Raw genomic sequence first — 20,629 nt, forward strand, 5'->3', positions numbered from 1 at the left:
AGGCCGCTCCTCCTCGCCAGGGCCTGCCCGCAGCCGCTGTGCGGCGGTCATGGCGACCATGGCAACTCTCCTCCCCGCAAGGGCCTGCCCGCGGCGCTTCCTCGTACGGCCCGCCCGCGGCGCGGCGCAGTGCCCGCAGTGCTGCCGCGCCGGACGCCCGCCCCCCGGGCATCCGCGACCGGGCATCGGCGATCCCCGTCGTGCCATATGCCCGTCGGGAAGCCCCGGCGGTCGAGTCCGACCAGGATCTGATCGACCGGCTTTCGATCGGATCGGCTGACTCCCGATGCACGGGGTCAGTACGGCCTCCGATGAGAGGATCGACGCCGCCGCGGCTGACTCCCTATCCGTACAGGGCCAGTCGGGGTGTTCCTCCCCCTCTCGAAGGTGCGATGCGCCGGATTTCGGCTCGCCCGTTCCTGAGCCGCGCCAATGCCGAGGGCATTAGATAAATGGACATTATTCGTCCAAAAAGAAACCGGTTTAGCTAATAGTGGCCAAATATCGCGCAGAAGTCGTTTTCGGACGGTGGGGGACCGAAATTCATAACGGCAGTTCTGGGACTAACGTCTAGGGCAAGCGTGGGAAGCGTCGCTACCGTATCCGTCGTGGCGCTTAGCGAATGCGACTCTCAGTACCGCGTGAATATCAATGTCGATCAGAGCGGTGGCCGAAGTCGTTATCGTGACGCGAATTATCGGAATTCAACCCGCGCATGAAAGAAAAGCGCGAACCCCTCGACGAAAACACTATTCCCTCCTCGCCATATGAAAGGTGATCATAGTGCTGAGCAACCTCACTCAGGAACGCTGCGCCGATGAGCTCACGCGATTCCACCGGGTATTCCTCCTCATCCTGGTCTCCATCGGCAGCTCGATCGTCTACACGCCCGCCTACCTGCAGTACGTCTTCGACGAGCCCCTCGGGAAAGCCCTGATCGCTTCAGGGGCCGCGAGCCAGGAGAACGTCGCAACGACCCTGGGAACGCTCCTGGCGGCCTACTCGTGGACCGCCCTCGTGTGCTACCTGCCGTCGGGCATCGTCGCCGATCGGATTCGCGTTCGGACCCTGGCCTGGGTGGGGTTCGGTACGACTGCGCTGCTCACCTACTGGTATGCGCTCTTCCCGTCCTACGCGACCCTCATCGGCCTGTTCATCGCCATGGGAGTCACGACGATCCTCATCTGGTGGGGCATTCGATTCAAGCTCGTCCGACTCGTCTCCGAAGAGGACCAGTACTCCCGCAACATCGGCCTGTCTTACGGCTTCTACGGGCTGGCCGGCCTGATCCTCGGATTCGTCAACGCCGCCATCGTCTCCCGCCTAGCCGATCAGGGCGACATCGTGCCCATGCGCGTGCTCCTCCTCGTCCTCGGCAGCGTCATCATGGTCCTCGCCGTCCTCTCCTTCCTCTTCATCCCGAAGTTCGAAGGCGAGATCGGATCTTCCGAAGGCGGCTTCAACCTGGCGCAGCTCGGGCAAGTCCTCTCGAACCCCGTCGTGTGGCTCGCCGCGCTGACGCTCTTCTTCGTCTACTTCTTCTACACCGGCGTCAATCAGACCACCGGCTACATGAACAACGTCATGCACATCGCCCCGGGCATCGTCCTCGTGGTCGGCACTGTCCGCACGTACGGCGTCTCGCTCGTCTCGGCCCCCGTCTTCGGTGCGATCGCCGGCGCACTCGGATCCCCCTCGAAGGTCATCGGGGCCGGATCAGCAGTCGTCATGGTCGGTCTGCTCGCCTTCGCCTTCCTCCCCGCCCAGGCCTCCCTGGCGTACGCGGCGGTCGCCATGGCGATCCTGCTCGCCTTCATCGCCAACGGCGTCTTCGGCATCTGCTCGAGTCAGCTCACCGAGGGCAAGGTCCCCGTCAGCGTCTTCGGGACCGCCACCGGGCTGCTGTCCGTCATCGGGTTCCTGCCGGACACCTTCTCCTACATCTGGTTCGGCTCCATCCGCGACGCCCACCAGGACAACCCCGCCGCGGCCTACACCCAGATCTTCCTGATCCTCGCAGGGGCGGCCCTCATCGCGGCGGTCTGCGCCTTCTGCCTCATCGCCGTCGCGCGCAGGCGCGACAACGCCCAGCGGAACGCGTAAGGGCGCGGACATGGGGCACAAGTACGACGCTCCCAACCTGTGGAGCGAACAGATGGGACAGGTCGTCGCCACCCAGAACGAACTCGCCGAAGGGGCCTACACCACCGGGCAGAGCCTCGAAGACATGCGCCGGGCGTACCGTGCGGAACGATCGTTCTGGAACGAGGGCGGCCCCAGCGTCGGCTCCTGCGTCGACGAGGAGACCCCCACGCGCCACGGCTGCGTGCGCGTGCGCCACTACCGCCCCCACGGCGACGGAATCCTCCCCCTCATCGTGTACACGCACGGCGGGGGATGGGTGATCGGGGACGTCGATACGCACGACCGGATCACCCGCACCCTGTGCCATCTCACGGGCGCGGCCGTCATCAGCATCGACTACACCCTCGCCCCCCAGGCCAAGTTCCCGCGTCAGATCAACGAGTGCCGCGACGTCATCGCGAACATCCGCGACCGCGCCGACCAGTGGCGCATCGACCCCGACGACATCGCGTTCGCCGGCGACTCGGCCGGGGCCAACATGGCCGTCGCGACTGCGCTGATGATGCGCGACGAGGGATCGCTCGCCCGTGCGCGCGCCCTGCTCCTGTTCTACGGGGCCTACGGATTGCGGGACTCGATGTCCATGCGCCTGCTCGGAGGACCCTGGGACGGGTTGACGGAGGAGGACTACGCCTACTACCTGGACCAGTACCTCTCCGACCCGGCGGACGCCGAGAACCCCTATTTCAACATCCTCGGCAACGACTTCAGCTCGGGGATCCCGCCCTGCTACGTCGCGGCCGCGGGACTGGACCCCCTGCGCGACGATTCGCGCGCCCTCGCGGAGATCCTCGGAATATGCGGGGTCCCCCGCGTCTTCCACGAGGTCGAAGGGGTCATCCACGGGTTCCTCCACCATTCGAGGATGCTCGACCAGACCATGAGCGTCCTGACCGAGGCCGCCGACTTCTACACCGAACACCCCCTCGACCGCTGAGCGCAGGCGCTCAGGCACAGAAAGGACTCACCATGGAATTCTCCCTGTCCGAAGACCAGCAGCTCATGGTGGACGCGTTCACCGAACTCATGCGCTCACGCGGATGGGACAAGTACTTCCACGAGTGCGACGAGAAGCACGAGTACCCGATCGAATGGACCGAGGCGATCTGCGAACTCGGGTTCGACCGCATCCTCCTGCCCGAGGAGCACGACGGGCTCGGCGCCGACTGGGTCACCCTCACGGCGGCCTACGAGGCCCTCGGGCGCGCGGGCGGCCCCACCTACGTCCTCTACCAGATGCCCTGCTGGGACACCGTCCTGCGCGAAGGCACCGAGGAGCAGAAGGAGAAGATCCTCTCTTTCGTGGGCTCCGGCAAGCAGATGATCAACTACGCCATGACCGAGCCGTCGGCGGGATCGTCGTGGGACGACATGCAGACCACCTACACCCGCAAGGACGGCAAGGTCTACCTCAACGGGCACAAGACCTTCATCACCTCCTCCCTGCACGTCCCCTACCTGGTCGTCATGGCGCGCGACTCGGAGAACATGGACACCTACACCGAGTGGTTCGTCGACATGAGCCTGCCGGGCATCACCAAGGAGCCTCTCGACAAGCTGGGCCTGCGCATGGACTCGTGCTGCGACGTCTACTTCGACAACGTCGAACTGGAGGAGAAGGACCTCTTCGGCACCGAGGGCAACGGCTTCCGTCGGGGCGTCGCCGACTTCGACCTCGAGCGATTCCTCGTGGCCCTGACCAACTACGGCCAGGCCTACTGCGCCTTCGAAGACGCCGCCACGTACGCCAACCAGCGCATCCAAGGCGGTCAGGCCATCGCCCGCCACCAGCTCATCCAGCTCAAGTTCGCCGAGATGAAGATCCGCCTGACGAACATGCGCAACATGCTCTACGAGATCGCGTGGAAGCACGACGAAGGCCTCCTGTCGCGCGGCGACTGCTCCATGGCCAAGTACTACTGCTCCCAAGCGTCCTTCGAAGTCGTCGACCACGCCCTTCAAGTCCTGGCGGGCGTCGGCATCACCGGCGAGCACCGCGTTCAGCGCTTCTACCGGGACCTGAGGGTCGACCGGGTCTCGGGGGGCACCGACGAAATGATGATCCTCGCCGCCGGGCGCTCCGCCCTCTACGACTACCGCTGATCGCCCGAGGAAGAAAGGAACGACAGAGATGGCACTGCCCACGGACAAGCCCTCATTCGGAGTCCTCGACGGCGTCAAGGTCGTCTACTCCGCCGTTGAGATCGCCGCCCCCACGGCGGCGGCCGTCATGGCCGAATGGGGAGCCGACGTCACCTGGATCGAGAACGTGTGGACCGGCGACTCCATGCGCGACACCGCCTGGGTCAAGGAGATGGAGCGGCGCAACATGCGCTCGATCTCCATGAACCCGTTCACGGAGGACGGCAAGGAGGCCCTGAGGGCCATCGTCAAGGACGCCGACATCTTCATCGAGTCCTCCAAAGGGCCCATGTACGCCCGCAAGGGGATCACCGACGAGTTCCTCTGGGAGATCAATCCGAGGCTCGTCATCGTCCACGTGTCCGGATTCGGGCAGTGGGGCGACGACGAGCAGATCAACTCCGCGGCCTACGACCTGACCGTGGCCGCCTACGCGGGCATCATCGCCCAGAACGGCACGACCGACCAGCCGATGAACATCTCCCCCTACCTGGGCGACTACATCAACTCCCTGATGATCGTCTCCTCCGCGCTGGCCGCGCTCCACCGCGTAGGGGTCACCGGCGAGGGGGAGAGCATCGACATGGCGATGTACGAGACACTCCTGCGAGTCGGCACCTACTACATGATGGACTTCATGAACGCCGGGATCTCGTATCCGCGGCCCGGCGCGCGCCACCAGAACCTGTGCGGCATCGGCGTCTACGAGTGCGCGGACGGATTCATCGGGCTGTGCCTCTACGGCGTGCCGCAGAACAAGTACCTGCTCGAGACCATCGGCCTGGGGCACCTGTGGGGCACTGAGGAATACCCGGAGGACACCTCGGCGCTGTGGCTCAACGGCCCCAAGGCCGAGCTGATCCAGGAGACCCTCGAGGCCTACCTCAAGACCCAGTCGAAGCACGACGTGCAGAGCGATTTCGTCGCCCATCGGATCGCCGCTCAGGTCGTCAACGAGTTCCCGGACATCCTCGCCGCCGACCACGTCAAGCAGCGCGAGTGCTTCATCGAATGGGAGAAGGCCGACGGCGAGCGCGTCATGGGACTCAACACCTTCCCGAAGTTCTCCCGTAGCCCCGGCGCGTTCTGGCGCCCCATGCCGGCCCTGGGCGAGGACACGCGGGACGTCTTGGCGCGCGCGGGCTACTCCGCGGAGGAGATCGCGCGCCTGGCGGAAACGGGAACCGTGAAGATCGCCGACGAGGACTGACAGATCGTGGCCCGCTCGGAGTTCACGCCGGAGACCACCACGCTGCCGCAGCTGTGGGAGCGACAGGTCAAAGACAGGGGAGAGCACGAATTCCTCGTGTACGAGGACGCTCGGACCCGTCAGACCCGTCGTTTCACCTATCGAGAGTTCGACGCGCGGGTCAACCAGTGCGCCAACGCCTTGGCCGCGCGCGGCATCGGTGAGAAGAGCCTGGTGGCGCTCTACCTCGATAACTGCATCGAGTTCGTGGAGTGCATGCTGGCCCTGGCGAAGATGGGGTCTGTGGCCGTCCCCGTCGACGCCTCTTCGGCGCCCGTCGAGCTGGGCCGCATCCTCCGCCTCTGCCGCGCCGCGACGCTCGTGACGCGGGTCAGGGGCGTGGGAGGGGTGCGCCCCCACCTGCCGGTCACCGTCGAGGACATCGTCGTGGTCGGCAGGGGGGACGACGCGGATGAGGCGGTCGCCGCGGACCTGCCTCATTTGGATGAGCTGAGTCGGCGAGAAAGCGCGGTTTTCGTCTCGAACCCGCGTGTGGGGCCCTTGGATCTGTGCGAGATCCTGTTTACCTCGGGGACCACCGTCGAGCCCAAGGGCGTGATGATCACGCATGCGAATATCGTCTTCTCAGGCGCTTTCGTCAACTGGGAACTCGACATGACCCCCGAGGACCGCTACATGACCTCGATGGTGGCGGCCCGGGTGAATTACCAGCTCTCGGCGCTCGCGCCCGTCCTGACGCTGGGCGCGACCCTCATCATGATCTCCCACTATCGGGCGACCTGCTTCTGGCAGCAGGCCCGCCTCCACAGGGCGACCCTCGTCCAGGGGATGGCGATGATCGCCGCCACGATGCTGCGCCAGCCCGTCGATCCTGACGAGCGCGATCACCACGTGCGCGAGATCCACTACTTCCTGCCCCTGAGCACGAAGGACAAGGAGGCCTTCGAGTCCCGTTTCGGCGTCCCGCTGCTCAACAACTACGGTTCGACCGAGTGCCTGATCGGCGCGATCACCGATTCTGCGCACGGGCCCCGCCGGTGGCCCTCCATCGGCCGCGCGGGGCCGGGCTACGCCGTTCGCATCGTCGATGAGAACGGCACCGACCTGCCGGACGGGCACGTCGGCGAACTCGTCCTCCACGGGGTCCCGGGGGTGAGCCTGATGGCGGGCTACTGGGGAGATCCCGAGGCCACGGCCGCCGCGATCGACGAGGACGGGTGGTACTACACCCGCGATTACGCCTATGTCGAGGACGGATGGGTGTATTTCGTCGATAGGCGCGTCGACCTCATCAAGCGCTCGGGAGAGTCCGTCTCCTCGGCGCAGGTCGAGAGCGTGATCGGAGACCTGGACGGGGTCTGCGAGGTCGCCGTAATCGGCGTGCCCGACAGCGTGCGCGGTCAGGCCGTCAAGGCGTTCGTCGTGCCCGCGTCGGGTGCCGAGCTCAGCGTCCGATCCGTCCTCGATCACTGCGAGCGCCGACTCGCGGCCTACAAGGTGCCCACGGTCGTCGAATTCGTCGACGATCTTCCGCGCGGTACCTACGGGAAAGTGCAGAAGCATCTCCTGGCGATATCAAGAAACCATCCCGCGAAAGGACAATGAACAATGGCGATCAATACTGAGATGGTGGGGCAGACCTTCGGCCCATTCGTGCGCGATTACACCTTCCGCGACCTGGAGCTCTTCGCCTTGGGCTGCGGTGCGGGCATCGATGGCAAGGACGGCCTCGAGTACCTCAATGAGCACGACGAGCGGGAACCCAGGCTCAAGGTGCTGCCGATGTTCGGCGCGATGCTCATCGTCGACTCGGAGGTGACCCGCACCATCGACTACGGGTACAACTACGCGGGCTCCCTGCACTGGGGCTTCGACATCGTCTTCCACAGGCCGATCACGAAGATGAGCGACCGCCTGGAGACCAGAGTGCGCCTCGAGGGGCTCTACGATCGCGGCGAGGGCCGGGGGCTGCTCGCCCAGCACATCGGCGACACCTACGACTCCGACGGCAACCTGCTCTTCACCAACGAGTCCTGGGACTGCCTGATCTACGACGGCGGGTGGGGAGGCCCCCAAGCCCCCAAGGACATCGTCGAGATGCCCGATCGCCCGGCGGATATCGAAGTCGTCGAGACGATCCCTGAGAATCAGGCGCTCATCTACCGCCTTTCGGGCGACTACCACCCCCAGCACATCGATTGGGACTACGCCGCCGAGAACGGCGAGCCGCGCCCGATCCTGCACGCGATCTCCTACGCGGGAGTCGTCATGCGCCACGCGATCACCGCCTTCGTGCCGGGAGAGCCCGAGCGCATCACGCGCTTCAAGACCCGCATCACCTCGCCCGTGCATCCTGGCTCGACTCTGAAGACCCTCCTGTGGAAGGTCGGCGAGGGGGAGTTGCGCTTCGCCCTGGTCGATGCCGACGCCGAAGAGACCGGCGCCAAGCCGCACCTGAATTGGGGAGTCATCGAGTACCGCTGACCATCTCTTGATGCAGCCCCCGGGACGGCTCCGAGCGGTGGCGCGGGAGGCCCCTCCCGCGCCACCGCGAAAACCCCCACCCGCGTGCATCCCGCACTCAGATCGGAAGGAGACCGACGTGACCAGCGATGAGCCCGTCATCGACCTGGAAGACCTCGAGATGACGCCGCTGCTGCGGCGCGTCATCGTCTTTTCCTCGGGAGGCCCATTCCTCGAGGGCTACGTCCTGTCGATCATCGGAGTGGCGCTGGGCGCGATGGGAACCGACCTGGTCCTCGACGCGCACTGGAAAGGCCTCCTCGGCGTCGCCGCCCTCGTCGGCCTGTTCCTGGGCGCCTCGGTCGGAGGATGGGTCACGGATCTCATCGGTCGGCGCAAGATGTTCGTCATCGACCTGGTCGTGATCGCGGTTCTGTCCGTCGCATGCGCGCTGGTCGACTCTCCCGCGGCCCTGGTGGCCCTGCGCTTCCTCATCGGCGTGGCGGTGGGCGCCGACTACCCGATCGCGACCTCGATGATCGCGGAGTTCTCCCCGCGCAAGTACCGCGCCGCGGCGATGGGAATCATCGCGGCGGCCTGGTACCTGGGGGCGAACGTCGCCGCCCTGGTGGGCTTTGCCCTCATCGACGCGCGATGGGGGTGGCGCTGGATGCTGGCCTCCTCGGCGATCCCGTGCCTCGTCATCCTGGCGGGCAGGTGGAATATTCCCGAGTCCCCCCGGTGGCTCGTGTCGAAGGGGAGGGGCGACGAGGCCCAGCGCATCGTCCACGAGACTTTGGGGGCGAACGTGCGCCTTCCTCAGGATGAGCAGGCCGCGCCGACAACGGTCATGAAGGTGCTCCGCGGCGTCTACCTTCAGCGGGTCCTTTTCATCGGCGTCATCTGGCTCTGCCAGGCCATCCCCATGTTCGCCCTGTACACGTACGGGCCCCAGATCATCAGCGCCGTCGGCCTGGGGGAGGGGAGGAGGGTGCTCCTCGGCGAGCTGCTCATCGGCACCTTCTTCATGCTCGGCACCCTCCCCGCCATGTACCTGTGCGAGAAGATCGGCCGCCGGCCTCTCATCATCTCCTGTTTCGCCGGAATGACCGCGGCCCTGGCCCTCATCGGGTTCCTGCCCGGCGCCGGAATCGGACTCATCATGGGGTGCTTCATCGCCTACGCGGTCCTGTCGGGAGGGCCGGGGAACCTCGAATGGCTCTACCCCAACGAGCTCTTCCCCACGGAGATCCGGGCGACCGCTATGGGTTTCGCCATGGCCTTCAGCCGCATCGGCACAGTCGTGTCGATCTACGTCCTGCCCGCGTTCACCGCGGAGCACGGGATCGGCATGACGATGCTCGCCGGCGCGGCGATCTCCGCGCTGGGCATGATCGTTTCGATCATCTGGGCCCCCGAGACGCGCGGGTACACGCTCGCCCAAACGGGCTCGCCCGACTTCAGGGGGCGGTGACGGTGTTCACCATCGACCGGATCGCCGTCGGGGCGTGGAGGGCCGTGTGCTACGCGCTGACGAACACCGGCGGCACGCTCCTCATCGACCCGGGGGCTCAGCCCGACCTGCTCCTGCGCTGGCTCGCCGGCGCTCGCGTCATCGGGATCGTCCTGACCCACTGCCACTGCGACCACATCGGGGCCGTCAACGAGCTCGTCGACGCCCACGGCTGCTGGGTGGCCTGCGGGGCCGACGACGTCGACGGGGTCGCGGACGTCCACCGGTCGGGATTCGACGAGGAGGGCGTCGACTACACCGTCGACCGCATCGACCGGCCCCTCGGCGAGGGGGATGTCGTCGCATGGGGAGAGGACAGCCTCCGGGTCCTCCACACCCCGGGCCACACCCCGGGCAGCATCTGCCTGCTCAGCGAATCCCAGCGCACCCTCTTCAGCGGGGACACGCTCTTCGCGGGGGCCGTCGGCTCGACCGCTTTCGTCATGGGAGATACCGCTGATATGAGGCGCTCGTGCGCCCGGCTGTCGCAGCTCCGGACCGACCTGGCCGTCCTGCCCGGTCATGGCAGGCCGACGACCCTGGCGCAGGAGCGGCCCATGCTGCGCTCGATCGCCGGGCCGCAGCTGGGCGGCGGGGATCAGGCGCTCAACTGGCGCGAGGGCTCATGGTGGTGAAGTTGATCGTCGACAAGATCGGCAACATAGGCCGGGACCTTCTCCAGGAAGCAGTCGATGACGTCGTCGGGCAGGCAGAAGGTGCGCATGAGCACGCTGCCCTCGATCGCGTCCAAGAGCCGCACCACCGACGTGTTGAGAGGCAGCCCGCCTTCGGCCTTGAAGCGCCACAGGCGCTCGCGAATGGCCGACAAGGGGGTGACGAACAAATCCTCGTAGATCTGCCAGATCACCGGGTCCTCGGCGTTGCCGGCTTCGACGAACAGGCGGCGCACGGCGGAGCGATTGGGCCCCAGGTATTCCCGGAGACGGAAATCGGCCTCGTTGACGAGGACCTCCCGGGGGGAGTCCCCGATCGGGCCCGGGCAGATCACCAGCGCCGTGAATGCGCGGTGGAGGAGCTCATCGCGATCGCTCCAGCGAGAGTACAGGCTCGATTTCCCGACCCCGGCCTCCGCCGCGATCTTGGTCAGGTTGAAGCCCGCCCATCCGTCTTCCCCGTACACGTCGAGGGCTGTCCGGAACACGCGCTCCTCCAACTGCGGGTCGCGCGGCCGACCGGGTTTAGGCGAGGTGAGAACCGCAGGATGCGCCACTGCCCACGCACCTTTCGTCAAGGGGGTCACATATCGCTATGTGAGTGATTTCTATCGGACCTCTCCAGAGATTCCCACCATACATAACACACCGCTACCCGCACCTCGTGCAGAAAGAGCAAACGATGAGCATCGTTGTCGCGTACAAGTACGCCGCTAACCCACAAGACACCACCGTTGACGCCTCCGGGTCGGTCGACTGGTCGCGCGCCAAGGCCTCGATCTCGGAGTACGATCCCGTCGCCGTGCAGGTCGGGCGCGACCTGGCCGATTCCCTGGGAACCGACGTCGTCGGGATCTCCGTCGGCACCCCTGCCGTCGCGACATCCATGGCGAAGAAGGGCGCCCTCTCGCGCGGCATGGATCGCGCACTCGTCGTCGCCGACGACGCGACCTCCGCATGGAACGCGACCACGGTGGCCAGCGCCCTCGCCGGTCTCGTCGGCGCAGTCGATGAGGCGGCCCTCGTCCTGACGGGGGATTCCTCCATCGACGAGTCCGCCAAGATCGTTCCCGCCCTCATCGCGGGCTTCCTCGGCTGGCCCTGCTTCCAGGAGGTGACCGCCATCGAGGCGTCGGGAGACGGCTGGACCCTGACGCAGAGCACGGCCGGCGGCACTCGGACCATCACCGTCGACGGCCCCGTCGTCGCGGCAGTCGCCACCGATGCCGTCCCCGTCAAGGTCCCCGGCATGAAGGACATCCTCGCCGCCGGCAAGAAGCCGCTCGACGAGGTGCCCGTCGACGACCTGCCGATCACCCCCGTGACCCTCGACATCACCGGCCGCTCCAAGCCCGTCGCCCAGGCGCGCCGCAATGAAATGTTCACCGGAGACGATGCTGCCGCCCAGCTCGTCGCAGCGCTGCGCAACGCCGGCGCGCTCTGAGAAAGGACAGCAGAACAATGACGAACACCTGGATCCTCACCACCGACGAGAGCATCGGCGCCCTCGTCGAGACCGCCGCCTCGATCGGCGGGACCTCCACCGTCGTGGCCGTCGCCCCCTCCGCTCCCAGCGTCACCGGGGTCGACCGCATCATCCATGTCCCCGTCGCCGAGAACACCCCCGCCGAGGCCTATGCCGGGGTGGTCGCGGGATTGCTCGCGGATGCGGGCTCCGACGTCGTCCTGACGGCCAACCGGCCCGCAGAGCGGGCCTTCGCCGGGGCCGTCGCCGCGGCCCTCGCCCTTCCCATCATCGTCGGCGCGACCAGCGTCGGCGCGGATACCGCCGAGGTCGCCCGCTACGGGGGCCTCACCAACGAGACCGTCGAATTCAACGGGGCCGTCCTCGTTCTCGACGGCGGGGCAGCGACGCAGGCCGGCGGCCCCGCGCCCGAAACCCACGAGGCGGCGCCGATGGGCGCGACCGTGGTCTCGGCGCAGCCCGCCTCCTCCGGCCCGGCGAACCTCGCCGCGGCCCGGCGCATCGTCTCGTGCGGCCGCGGCTTCAAGTCCGAGGAGGATCTCGCCATCGCCCGATCCCTCGCCGACGCGCTCGGCGCGGAGACCGCCTGCTCGCGCCCTCTCGCCGAGGGGACCGCCTGGATGACCAAGGACCGTTACATCGGCGTCTCCGGCATGCGCGTCTCACCCGACCTCTACATCGCCCTGGGGATCTCCGGGCAGGTGCAGCACACGTCCGGAATGGCGGGATCGAAGATCGTCGTCGCGGTCAACACCGACGCCAACGCCCCCATCTTCCGCATCGCCGACTACGGCATCGTGGGCGATATCTACGAGGTCGTGCCGGCACTCGCGGCCGCGCTGGCCTGAAACGAGGAGACCGTGTCCGAGGAAGCGAACGTCGACTTCGACGTGATCGTCATCGGGGGAGGGGTGGCGGGCGCGGTGTGCGCCTACGCCCTGGCCCACCAGGGCCGGGAGGTCCTGCTCATCGAACGGGGAGCGGAGCCCGGCTCGAAGAACCTCTCCGGAGGCGTGTTCTACTGCCGGGTGATGGAGGAGGTCTTCCCCGACTTCGTCAATGCTGCTCCCGTGGAGCGCAGGATCACGCGCAACTGCGTGAGCCTCATCAACGAGGAGTCGTTCGTCACCATCGACTACTGGGACCGGCGCCTGGCCGAGCCCGCGAACGCCGTCACCGTCCTGCGCGCCAAACTCGACGCCTGGCTTCTCGAGCAGTGCGAGGAAGCGGGAGCGACCGTCATGCCCGGTGTCAAGGTCGATTCTCTCATCATCGAGGGCGACCAGGTCGTCGGCGTGCGGGCCGGCGAGGACGAGTTGCGCTCGCACGTGGTCGTCGCCGCGGACGGGGTGAACTCCTTCATCGCCCAGGGCGCGCAGATCCGGCGCAAGGAGCCGAAGAAGCACCTCGCCGTGGGCGTCAAGTCCGTCATCGGACTGCCGCGCACGGTTCTCGAGGACCGTTTCAACGTCCGCGGCGACGAGGGGGTGGCCTATGCGATGGTCGGGGATTGCACCAGGGGCGTCGCCGGCGGCGGATTCCTCTACACCAACGAGGAGTCCGTCTCCATCGGCGTCGTCATGCGCCTCGACGATCTCGAGGAGTCGGGACTGTCCTCCTCGGACGTCCACGACCATCTGCTCAAGCACCCGGCCATCGCCCCTCTTGTCGAGGGCGGCGAGCTGCTCGAGTACGGATGCCACCTGACTATCGAGGACGGTCCGGCGATGACCTCCCATGATCTGACCCGCCCCGGGCTCATCATCATCGGGGACGCGGCCGGCTTCACCCTCAACACCGGACTGACGATCCGCGGAATGGACCTCGCCGCGGGTTCTGCGCTCGCCGCGGCGAAGGCCATCGACAGCGCATTCGCGACGATGGACTTCGGCCAAGGGGCCATGGACGGGTATCGGAGGGCGCTCGACGAGGGCTTCGTCGGCCAGGACATGAGGACCTATTCCCGGGCGCCCGCCTTCCTCGAGCGCCCCCGCATGTACAAGGAGTACGGCAGGCTCGCGGCCGACGTGTTCCACGGCGTTTTCGCCCACGACCTGACCCCCCGGCGTCACCTGCGCACGGTCGGTCTCAATGCCTTCAAGGCGTCGGGACTGAAGATCACGCAGCTCATCGGGGACGTCCTGGCGGGTATCCGCGCCCTATGACCCGCATCTTCTGAAAGGAGCACGGAGCAGTGACTGAACTCGTCATTGACAGCGTTCCGGCACGACTGGCCAGGAACACCTACAACCTGGATGAGGAGGAGTCCCACATCGAGGTCAATCAGCAGCTCGCTCGCAAACTCGGAGCGGGGCCCCTGCTCGAGCGCATCTGCCCGGCGCACGTGTACTCTGTCGAGGCCGACGGCAGCGTCGGCGTCGAGTACGCGGCATGCCTCGAGTGCGGCACGTGCTTGGCCGTGGCGCCGCAGGGCGTCCTCCAGTGGCGCTACCCGCGCGGGAGCTTCGGGATCATGTTCCGCGAGGGATAGGCGCCTCGGCTGCGATCAGACCGCCTCCGGCACCTCCCCGGGGGCCGACGGCGGGGGATCTTCCCCCGCCGTCGTTGCGCGCCCGCTGGTACGGGCGTGTGGCCGACCCGAAGCGCAGCATCGAGGTCGAAGAACCAAGAACCAGTAGAATCGGCTTCATGAAGCCCCTGTACGAGAACCTCCCCGAACCCGCGCCCCTCGAAGACGGGGCCCTGCGCGTCATCCCCCTGGGCGGCCTGGGCGATGTCGGCCGCAACATGAACGTCATCGAGTACCGCGGCAAGCTCCTCGTCGTCGACTGCGGCGTCCTCTTCCCCGAGGAGTCTCAGCCCGGCGTCGACCTGATCCTCCCCGACTTCTCCTGGATCGAGGGCCGCCTCGACGACGTCGTGGCCGTGGTCCTCACCCACGGGCACGAGGACCACATCGGCGCCGTCCCCTACCTCCTCAAACTCCGCGACGACATCCCCCTGTACGGCTCGGACCTGACGCTGGCCTTCGTCGAGCCCAAGCTGCGCGAGCACCGCCTGCCGGCCGCCGATATGCACGTCGTCGCCGAGGGCGACCGCCTCGACGTGGGCCCCTTCGACCTTGAATTCGTCTCCGTCACCCATTCCATCCCCGACGCCCTCGCCGTCTTCGTGCGCACCGACGCCGGGAAGGTCCTCATCACCGGGGACTTCAAGATGGACCAGCTCCCCCTCGACCGGCGACTGACGGATCTGCGGGCCTTCGCCCGCTTCGGGGAGGAGGGCGTCGACCTGTTCATGGTGGACTCGACGAACGCCGAGGTTCCCGGGTTCATCACCCCTGAGCGCGAGATCGGGCCCGTCCTCGACCGCGTCTTCGGCGAGGCCCCCGGCCAGATCGTCGTCGCCTCCTTCGCCTCCCACGTCCACCGCGTCCAGCAGGTCATGCAGGCCGCCCACCACCACGGGCGCAAGGTCGCCCTCGTCGGGCGGTCCATGGAGCGCAACATGCGCATCGCCGAGGAGAAGGGCTATCTGACGATCCCCGATGGGCTCATCGTCGACCTCAAGGACATCGACGGCCTGCCTCCGGAGCAGCGCGTCTACATGGCCACCGGATCCCAGGGCGAGCCGATGGCGGCCCTGTCGCGCATGAGCGTCGGCTCCCACCGGACCGTGACGATCGAACCGGGCGACATGGTCGTCTTCGCGTCCTCCCTGATCCCCGGCAATGAGAACTCCGTGTACCGGGTCATCAACGATCTGACGCGCCTGGGCGCCCGCGTCGTCCACCAGGCCAACGCGAAGGTTCACGTCTCCGGGCACGCGTCCGCCGGCGAGCTGATCTACTGCTACAACATCATCCAGCCCAAGAACGTCATGCCGATCCACGGGGAGGTCCGCCACCTCGTCGCCAACGGGCAGCTCGCCGTCAAGACCGGGCTGGCCCCCGATCGCGTCGTCCTGGCCGAGGACGGGGTGTGCGTCGACCTGAAGGACGGCGTCGCCCGCGTCTCGGGCGCGGTTCCCTGCGAGTACGTCTACGTCGACGGTCGTTCGATCGGCGAGATCTCCGAGGACGAGCTCGAGACCCGCCGGACGCTCGGCTCCGAGGGGTTCGTCAGCGTCTACGCCGTCGTCGAGCACGACTCCGGGATGGTCCTCGCCGGTCCGACGATCCGCGCGATCGGCATGGCCGAGGACGACTCGGTCTTCGACGAGATCCTCCCCGACGTCGAGGCGGCCCTCAAGGACGCGGCCGCCCCGGGCCGCGTCGACCCCTACGTCCTCCAGCAGGCGATGCGGCGCGTCATCGGGCGCTGGGTCGCGCGCCGACTGCGGCGCCGCCCGATGATCGTCCCGGTCGTCACCGAGCAGTGAGACCAGCAAGACCCCGCCCCCGGACGGCCGCAAGACAGGATCGGAGCCCATGACCGGACGCTTCATCTCGACCCACTCGGTGGTCCTCGTGCTGCCGATGAACATCTCCTACATGCCGGCGCCGGGCGGCTCGGTTCACGCCGACGCGGCCGGCTCGCGTCCCGGCGGCGGCTTCACGACGCTGTCGACGGTGGCGGCCCTCGGCGTGCGCGCGGCCCTGGCCTCCCCCCTGGGGACCGGGCCGAACTCGTTCACCGTCCGCCAGCAGCTCGCTGAGGCCGGGGTGGAGGTCCTCACGCAGGAGCTCGTCGGCGACATCGGCGTGGCGATCCAACTCATCGAGGAGACCGGGTCGATGACGTCGATCGTCACCGCCGGCGTCGAGTCGGAGCCGTCGCGAGCCTCCCTCGACCACCTCGTCCTGACTCCCGGGGACCTGATCTACGTGTCGGGGACGGACCTGACGAACCCGTACTCCGCGAAGGTCCTCGGCGGTTGGGCCGCGTCCCTGCCCGCCTCGGTCCGCCTCGTCATCGGCCTGTCCCCGGCGGTCGAGCAGGTGCCCGTCGAGGCGTGGAAGCAGGTCCTGGGGCGCGCCGACCTGGTGACGATGAACCTGCGGGAGTCGGCGGCGCTGACGAAGATCCTCGCCTCCTACTCGCCGGCCTCGTCGATCCGCGAGCTCATGCGCCCCGAGGCGGGCGTCGTTAGGCGCATGGGCGCGCGCGGCTGCGAGGTGCAGGCCGACGCCGACGCCGAGTTCGTCCCGATCGCCCCCTACGAGTCGACGGTCGCGGACACGGCAGGCGTGGGGGACACCCACGTGGCGACGATGTGCGCGGGACTGCTCATGGGGATGAGCCTGACGGAGGCGTGCACGATGGCCAACGCCGCGGCGGCCATCGCGATCTCCCACGAGTCGGCGCTGCCGGTGCCGACCCGCGAGCAGGTCGACGCCGTCATGGCGACCGGCAGGGTGAGCGACGCCCCGGTTCGGTAAGGCGGTCGTCGGGCGGCGCGCCTGAGGGGAGGCGCCGAGCGGGGCCGGTAGCGTCAGAAGCATCATGGCCTCACAGTCGTCCTCCTCGAAGAAGCCCCGTTCCTCCGCGCGCGGGGGAGCGTCACCGCGCCGATCCGCCGCGCCCGTCGACGGCCCCATCGAGGGCCCCGGGCTCCTCGCCCGCGTCTTCTCCGCGATCGGCCGGGGCACCGTCGCGGTCGTGCGCGCCTGGCGGGCGACCGACCCGCAGGTCAAGCGCGACGCCCTCGCTTTCATCCTCCTGGCCGGCGCCGTCCTCGTCGCCCTGCGCGAGTGGTTCCAGGTCTCGGGCCAGGCCGGCGACTTCCTCCATCACGCCTCGGCCGGGTCGGTCGGGATCTTCTCCGTGGTCGTCCCGCTCGCCCTCATCGGGCTGGCCCTCGAACTGATCCGGGCGCGCACCGGCGCCTACGCGCTGCCCCACCACATCGCCGGGGGGGCCGGCGCGGTCATGGCGGTCACGGGCCTCGTCCACGTCTCCCAGGGAAATCCGGCGCTGACGAGGATCGAGGACGTGGAGTCGGCCGGCGGCCTCGTCGGCTGGTTCGTCGCCCGGCCTCTGACGAACCTCCTGTCCGCGTGGGGGGCGGGCGCCGTCCTCGTCCTCCTCCTGGCGTATTCGCTGCTCCTGGGGACGCGCACCGGCATCGCCGAGGTGCCCGCCCGACTGCGCGCCGCCGTCGACCGCCTGCGGGGGATCTCCGCCGAGGACGGGGACGAGGACGGGGCCGCCGAAGCGGCCCGCGCGGCCCGGCGCCGCGCCCGCGACGATCTCGCCGCCGGGGACGACCCGTTCCTCGCCCAGTACGACGGCGACGAGTCCTTCCGCCGCGCTCACGAGACGAGCCCGGCCGACGCGACGACGATCCTCGACGGCGACGAGGCCCTGCCGCCGACCCCCGCCGGGATCCACGGGGTCGCCCCCGTCTCGGCCGCCGATCTGCCGACGGAGGCGCTCGACGTCGCGGGGTCGGCTGGCGCGGGCCCGACGGACGAGATCGAGGTCCTCACGAGGCCCGCCGACGACCCCGACGCCGACGCTGACGACGAGGAGATCGCGGCCCCGCCGATCACCCGGGCCCCCGAGGGAGCCTTCCAGCCCGACCTCGACGAGGCGATCGCCTACGACCTGCCCTCCGAGGACCTCCTCGTCGCCGGCCCCCCGCACAAGACCCGTTCGGCCGTCAACGACCAGGTCGTCCGGGCCCTCGCGCAGGTCTTCGCGGACTTCTCCATCGACGCGAGGGTCACGGGGTTCTCGCGCGGGCCGACGGTCACCCGTTATGAGGTGGTGCTCGGCGCTGGCGTCAAGGTCGACAAGCTGACGAACCTGTCGAAGAACATCGCCTACGCCGTGGCCTCCGCCGACGTGCGCATCCTCGCGCCGATCCCCGGCAAGTCCGCCATCGGCATCGAGATCCCCAACACGGACCGTGAGAACGTCGCCCTCGGCGACGTCCTGCGCTCGGGGGCGGCGCGCCGCAACCAGCATCCGCTCGTCGTCGGCGTCGGCAAGGACGTCGAGGGCGGCTACGTCGTGACGAACCTGGCGAAGACCCCGCACCTGCTCGTCGCCGGCCAGACCGGATCGGGTAAGTCGAGCTTCATCAACTCGATGATCACGTCGATCATGATGCGCGCGACCCCCCAGCAGGTCCGGATGATCCTCGTCGACCCCAAGCGGGTCGAATTGACGATCTACGAGGGCATCCCGCATCTGATCTCGCCGATCATCACGGACCCGAAGAAGGCCGCGGAGGCCCTCGAATGGGTCGTCAGGGAGATGGATGCGCGCTACAACGACCTGTCGGACTACGGGTTCAAGCACATCGACGACTTCAACAAGGCGGTGAGCGCCGGGCAGGTCCAGGCCAAGCCGGGCCTGCAGCGGACCCTCCACCCGTACCCGTACCTCCTCGTCGTCGTCGACGAGCTCGCCGACATGATGATGGTCGCCCCCCGCGACGTCGAGGCGTCGATCCAGAGGATCACGCAGTTGGCGCGCGCCGCGGGGATCCACTTGGTGCTGGCCACCCAGCGGCCGTCGGTGGACGTCGTCACGGGCCTCATCAAGGCGAACATCCCGTCGCGGCTGGCGTTCGCGACCTCGTCCCTGACCGATTCGCGGACGATCCTCGACCAGCCGGGGGCGGAGAAGCTCATCGGCCAGGGCGATGCGCTGTACCTGCCGGCGGGGGCCTCGAAGCCGATGCGCGTCCAGGGCGCGTGGATCTCCGAGTCGGAGATCCACCAGGTCGTCTCCCACGTCAAGTCCCAGATGGAGGCGCGGTACCGCGACGACGTGGTCCCCGAGCAGAAGTCCGCGAAGGTCGCCGAGGATATCGGCGACGACCTCGACGACCTCCTCCAGGCGGCCGAGCTGGTCGTGTCGACCCAGTTGGGGTCGACGTCGATGCTCCAGCGCAAGCTCCGCGTCGGGTTCGCCCGGGCGGGGCGCCTGATGGACCTGCTCGAGTCGCGCGAGATCGTCGGGCCGTCGGAGGGGTCGAAGGCCCGGCAGGTGCTCGTCGCCCCCGAGCAGCTGCCGGAGGTCCTGGCGATGCTGCGCGGGGAGGGGCCTGCGCTCGGGGCGGGGGCGGCCGACCCGGCGCCGGCTCCGTCCATGGGCGGGGCCGGCGACGATCTGGGAGCGCACGTGGGAGGGGCCGAGGGAGAGACGGCCGGTTCGGGGATCTCCGACGTGGCGGGGGAGGGGGCGCTTTCGGGCGCGCCCGTCTCCTCGGCGGACGGGATCGCCGCAGACCCGTACGCTGGACATGACTTCGGCGCGAAATCCCCTCAGTGGGTGGATGAGGAGCCGGAGGACGACGAGGACGCCTGGCAGTTGACCGGGCGCTGAGACACGAGAGGACCCACCGATGGAGCCCACCGAGACGCGATCCGACCGGCATCGGAGTGCCTCGCAGGTCAATGTGCCCAATGCGTTGACGCTGCTGCGACTGGTGCTCGTCCCGGTGTTCGTCCTCGTCAAGCTCCAGCCGACGTGGGGGATGCAGTGGGCGGCGCTGGGGATTTTCGCCGTCGCCGCGCTGACGGACAAGCTCGACGGGCATATCGCCCGGTCTCAGGGCCTCGTCACGGATTTCGGGAAGCTGGCCGATCCGGTCGCGGATAAGGCGTTGACGCTGAGCGCCTTTGTTCTTCTGTCGGTCGAGGAGACGCTGCCGTGGTGGCTGACCGGGCTCGTGGCCGTTCGCGAGTTGGGGATCACGGTGTGGCGCTCGGTCCTGGCTCGGCGGGGGGTCGTGGTGGCGGCGAATTCCGGGGGCAAGGCGAAGACGCTCGTGCAGATGCTGGCGCTGGGGACGCTGCTGATCCCGTGGGGCCATTTCGTCGTCATGAACGAGGCGAACCGCGGGTGGGCGACGGTGATGACGTACGCGGGGTTGGCGTTGGCGGGCGTCGCGCTGGCGGTGACGCTGTGGTCGGGGGCGGTGTACGTCTACGAGGGGGTGCGGTCCTCGCGTGTGTCGCAGCGGGACGAGGGGAGGGAAAAGACCGATCTTGAGTCTGCTTGACTCAACTTTAATGGTTTTTTCCGAACGAGGGGAATACTTCCCCAACGCGCGGCGTTCTAACGATATGACGAATTCCC

17 protein-coding genes are annotated in these 20,629 nt (G+C 68.0%); 16 read left to right on the forward strand and 1 reads right to left on the reverse strand.

Annotated elements, in window-relative coordinates:
• Window positions 1-783 precede the first annotated feature (783 nt).
• The 8 genes from M3T53_RS04785 to M3T53_RS04820 all read left to right on the forward strand — a co-directional run bounded on the left by M3T53_RS04785 (window position 784) and on the right by M3T53_RS04820 (window position 10,108).
• The gene (locus tag M3T53_RS04785; RefSeq protein ID WP_272433336.1) at window positions 784-2,103 is read left to right on the forward strand and encodes an MFS transporter; all 1,320 of its coding nucleotides are present in this window, start codon (window positions 784-786) and stop codon (window positions 2,101-2,103) included.
• A 10-nt stretch (window positions 2,104-2,113) separates the two neighbouring features.
• On the forward strand, window positions 2,114-3,082 hold the full coding sequence (locus M3T53_RS04790; RefSeq protein ID WP_272433337.1) for an alpha/beta hydrolase fold domain-containing protein: 969 nt from the start codon (window positions 2,114-2,116) through the stop codon (window positions 3,080-3,082).
• Window positions 3,083-3,114: 32 nt separating this feature from the next.
• Window positions 3,115-4,248 (forward strand): crotonobetainyl-CoA dehydrogenase, encoded by a 1,134-nt coding sequence (caiA, locus tag M3T53_RS04795; RefSeq protein ID WP_272433339.1) that lies wholly within the window; start codon window positions 3,115-3,117, stop codon window positions 4,246-4,248.
• Between the two features lie 28 nt (window positions 4,249-4,276).
• Complete coding sequence (gene caiB, locus M3T53_RS04800) at window positions 4,277-5,497, forward strand: L-carnitine CoA-transferase (protein WP_272433340.1); 1,221 nt, start codon at window positions 4,277-4,279, stop codon at window positions 5,495-5,497.
• Between the two features lie 6 nt (window positions 5,498-5,503).
• Window positions 5,504-7,102 carry an AMP-binding protein gene (locus M3T53_RS04805; protein WP_272433341.1) on the forward strand — a complete coding sequence of 533 codons (1,599 nt, stop codon included), beginning with the start codon at window positions 5,504-5,506 and terminating at the stop codon, window positions 7,100-7,102.
• 3 nt (window positions 7,103-7,105) lie between these two features.
• Window positions 7,106-7,981: a MaoC/PaaZ C-terminal domain-containing protein gene (locus M3T53_RS04810; protein WP_272433342.1), complete on the forward strand. Its 876-nt coding sequence runs from the start codon at window positions 7,106-7,108 to the stop codon at window positions 7,979-7,981.
• A gap of 160 nt (window positions 7,982-8,141) precedes the next feature.
• Complete coding sequence (locus M3T53_RS04815) at window positions 8,142-9,434, forward strand: MFS transporter (protein ID WP_334540465.1); 1,293 nt, start codon at window positions 8,142-8,144, stop codon at window positions 9,432-9,434.
• Window positions 9,431-10,108: an MBL fold metallo-hydrolase gene (locus M3T53_RS04820; protein WP_272433344.1), complete on the forward strand. Its 678-nt coding sequence runs from the start codon at window positions 9,431-9,433 to the stop codon at window positions 10,106-10,108. Before M3T53_RS04815 ends, M3T53_RS04820 begins: the two co-directional genes overlap by 4 nt.
• Here M3T53_RS04820 and M3T53_RS04825 read toward each other — a convergent pair.
• Entirely contained in the window at window positions 10,072-10,635 is a 564-nt protein-coding gene (locus M3T53_RS04825; protein WP_272433345.1) for a TetR/AcrR family transcriptional regulator, read from the reverse strand. The two genes, M3T53_RS04820 and M3T53_RS04825, sit on opposite strands and share 37 nt — an antisense overlap.
• Window positions 10,636-10,829: 194 nt before the next feature.
• Between M3T53_RS04825 and M3T53_RS04830 the strand changes: the two genes are divergently transcribed.
• From M3T53_RS04830 to pgsA, 8 genes are all read left to right on the forward strand, one after another.
• Window positions 10,830-11,591, forward strand: a complete 762-nt coding sequence (locus tag M3T53_RS04830; RefSeq protein ID WP_272433346.1) for an electron transfer flavoprotein subunit beta/FixA family protein — start codon at window positions 10,830-10,832, stop codon at window positions 11,589-11,591.
• Window positions 11,592-11,608: 17 nt separating this feature from the next.
• On the forward strand, window positions 11,609-12,481 hold the full coding sequence (locus M3T53_RS04835) for an electron transfer flavoprotein subunit alpha/FixB family protein (protein ID WP_272433347.1): 873 nt from the start codon (window positions 11,609-11,611) through the stop codon (window positions 12,479-12,481).
• 12 nt (window positions 12,482-12,493) lie between these two features.
• Window positions 12,494-13,798 (forward strand): FAD-dependent oxidoreductase, encoded by a 1,305-nt coding sequence (locus M3T53_RS04840; protein WP_272433348.1) that lies wholly within the window; start codon window positions 12,494-12,496, stop codon window positions 13,796-13,798.
• Window positions 13,799-13,827: 29 nt separating this feature from the next.
• Complete coding sequence (locus M3T53_RS04845; protein ID WP_272433349.1) at window positions 13,828-14,124, forward strand: ferredoxin family protein; 297 nt, start codon at window positions 13,828-13,830, stop codon at window positions 14,122-14,124.
• Window positions 14,125-14,282: 158 nt separating this feature from the next.
• Entirely contained in the window at window positions 14,283-15,974 is a 1,692-nt protein-coding gene (locus M3T53_RS04850) for a ribonuclease J (RefSeq protein ID WP_272433350.1), read from the forward strand.
• 49 nt (window positions 15,975-16,023) lie between these two features.
• Window positions 16,024-16,974, forward strand: a complete 951-nt coding sequence (locus M3T53_RS04855; RefSeq protein WP_272433351.1) for a PfkB family carbohydrate kinase — start codon at window positions 16,024-16,026, stop codon at window positions 16,972-16,974.
• A gap of 64 nt (window positions 16,975-17,038) precedes the next feature.
• A complete protein-coding gene (locus M3T53_RS04860; protein ID WP_272433352.1) occupies window positions 17,039-19,873 on the forward strand; it encodes a DNA translocase FtsK in 2,835 nt (944 codons plus the stop codon).
• 19 nt (window positions 19,874-19,892) lie between these two features.
• The gene (pgsA, locus tag M3T53_RS04865; protein ID WP_272433353.1) at window positions 19,893-20,552 is read left to right on the forward strand and encodes a CDP-diacylglycerol--glycerol-3-phosphate 3-phosphatidyltransferase; all 660 of its coding nucleotides are present in this window, start codon (window positions 19,893-19,895) and stop codon (window positions 20,550-20,552) included.
• The last annotated feature ends 77 nt before the right edge of the window (window positions 20,553-20,629 follow it).

Origin of the sequence: Actinomyces sp. B33 (assembly GCF_028437565.1) — a bacterium.
Taxonomy (GTDB): Bacteria; Actinomycetota; Actinomycetes; order Actinomycetales; family Actinomycetaceae; genus Pauljensenia.

What these genes read in the sequence shown, in the direction of transcription:
- M3T53_RS04790 (WP_272433337.1), top strand. Translation starts at nt 2,114, where the DNA reads ATGGGGCACAAGTACGACGCTCCCAACCTGTGGAGCGAACAGATGGGA.
- caiA (WP_272433339.1), top strand. Translation starts at nt 3,115, where the DNA reads ATGGAATTCTCCCTGTCCGAAGACCAGCAGCTCATGGTGGACGCGTTC.
- caiB (WP_272433340.1), top strand. Translation starts at nt 4,277, where the DNA reads ATGGCACTGCCCACGGACAAGCCCTCATTCGGAGTCCTCGACGGCGTC.
- M3T53_RS04810 (WP_272433342.1), top strand. Translation starts at nt 7,106, where the DNA reads ATGGCGATCAATACTGAGATGGTGGGGCAGACCTTCGGCCCATTCGTG.
- M3T53_RS04815 (WP_334540465.1), top strand. Translation starts at nt 8,142, where the DNA reads ATGACGCCGCTGCTGCGGCGCGTCATCGTCTTTTCCTCGGGAGGCCCA.
- M3T53_RS04830 (WP_272433346.1), top strand. Translation starts at nt 10,830, where the DNA reads ATGAGCATCGTTGTCGCGTACAAGTACGCCGCTAACCCACAAGACACC.
- M3T53_RS04835 (WP_272433347.1), top strand. Translation starts at nt 11,609, where the DNA reads ATGACGAACACCTGGATCCTCACCACCGACGAGAGCATCGGCGCCCTC.
- M3T53_RS04850 (WP_272433350.1), top strand. Translation starts at nt 14,283, where the DNA reads ATGAAGCCCCTGTACGAGAACCTCCCCGAACCCGCGCCCCTCGAAGAC.
- M3T53_RS04855 (WP_272433351.1), top strand. Translation starts at nt 16,024, where the DNA reads ATGACCGGACGCTTCATCTCGACCCACTCGGTGGTCCTCGTGCTGCCG.
- M3T53_RS04860 (WP_272433352.1), top strand. Translation starts at nt 17,039, where the DNA reads ATGGCCTCACAGTCGTCCTCCTCGAAGAAGCCCCGTTCCTCCGCGCGC.
- pgsA (WP_272433353.1), top strand. Translation starts at nt 19,893, where the DNA reads ATGGAGCCCACCGAGACGCGATCCGACCGGCATCGGAGTGCCTCGCAG.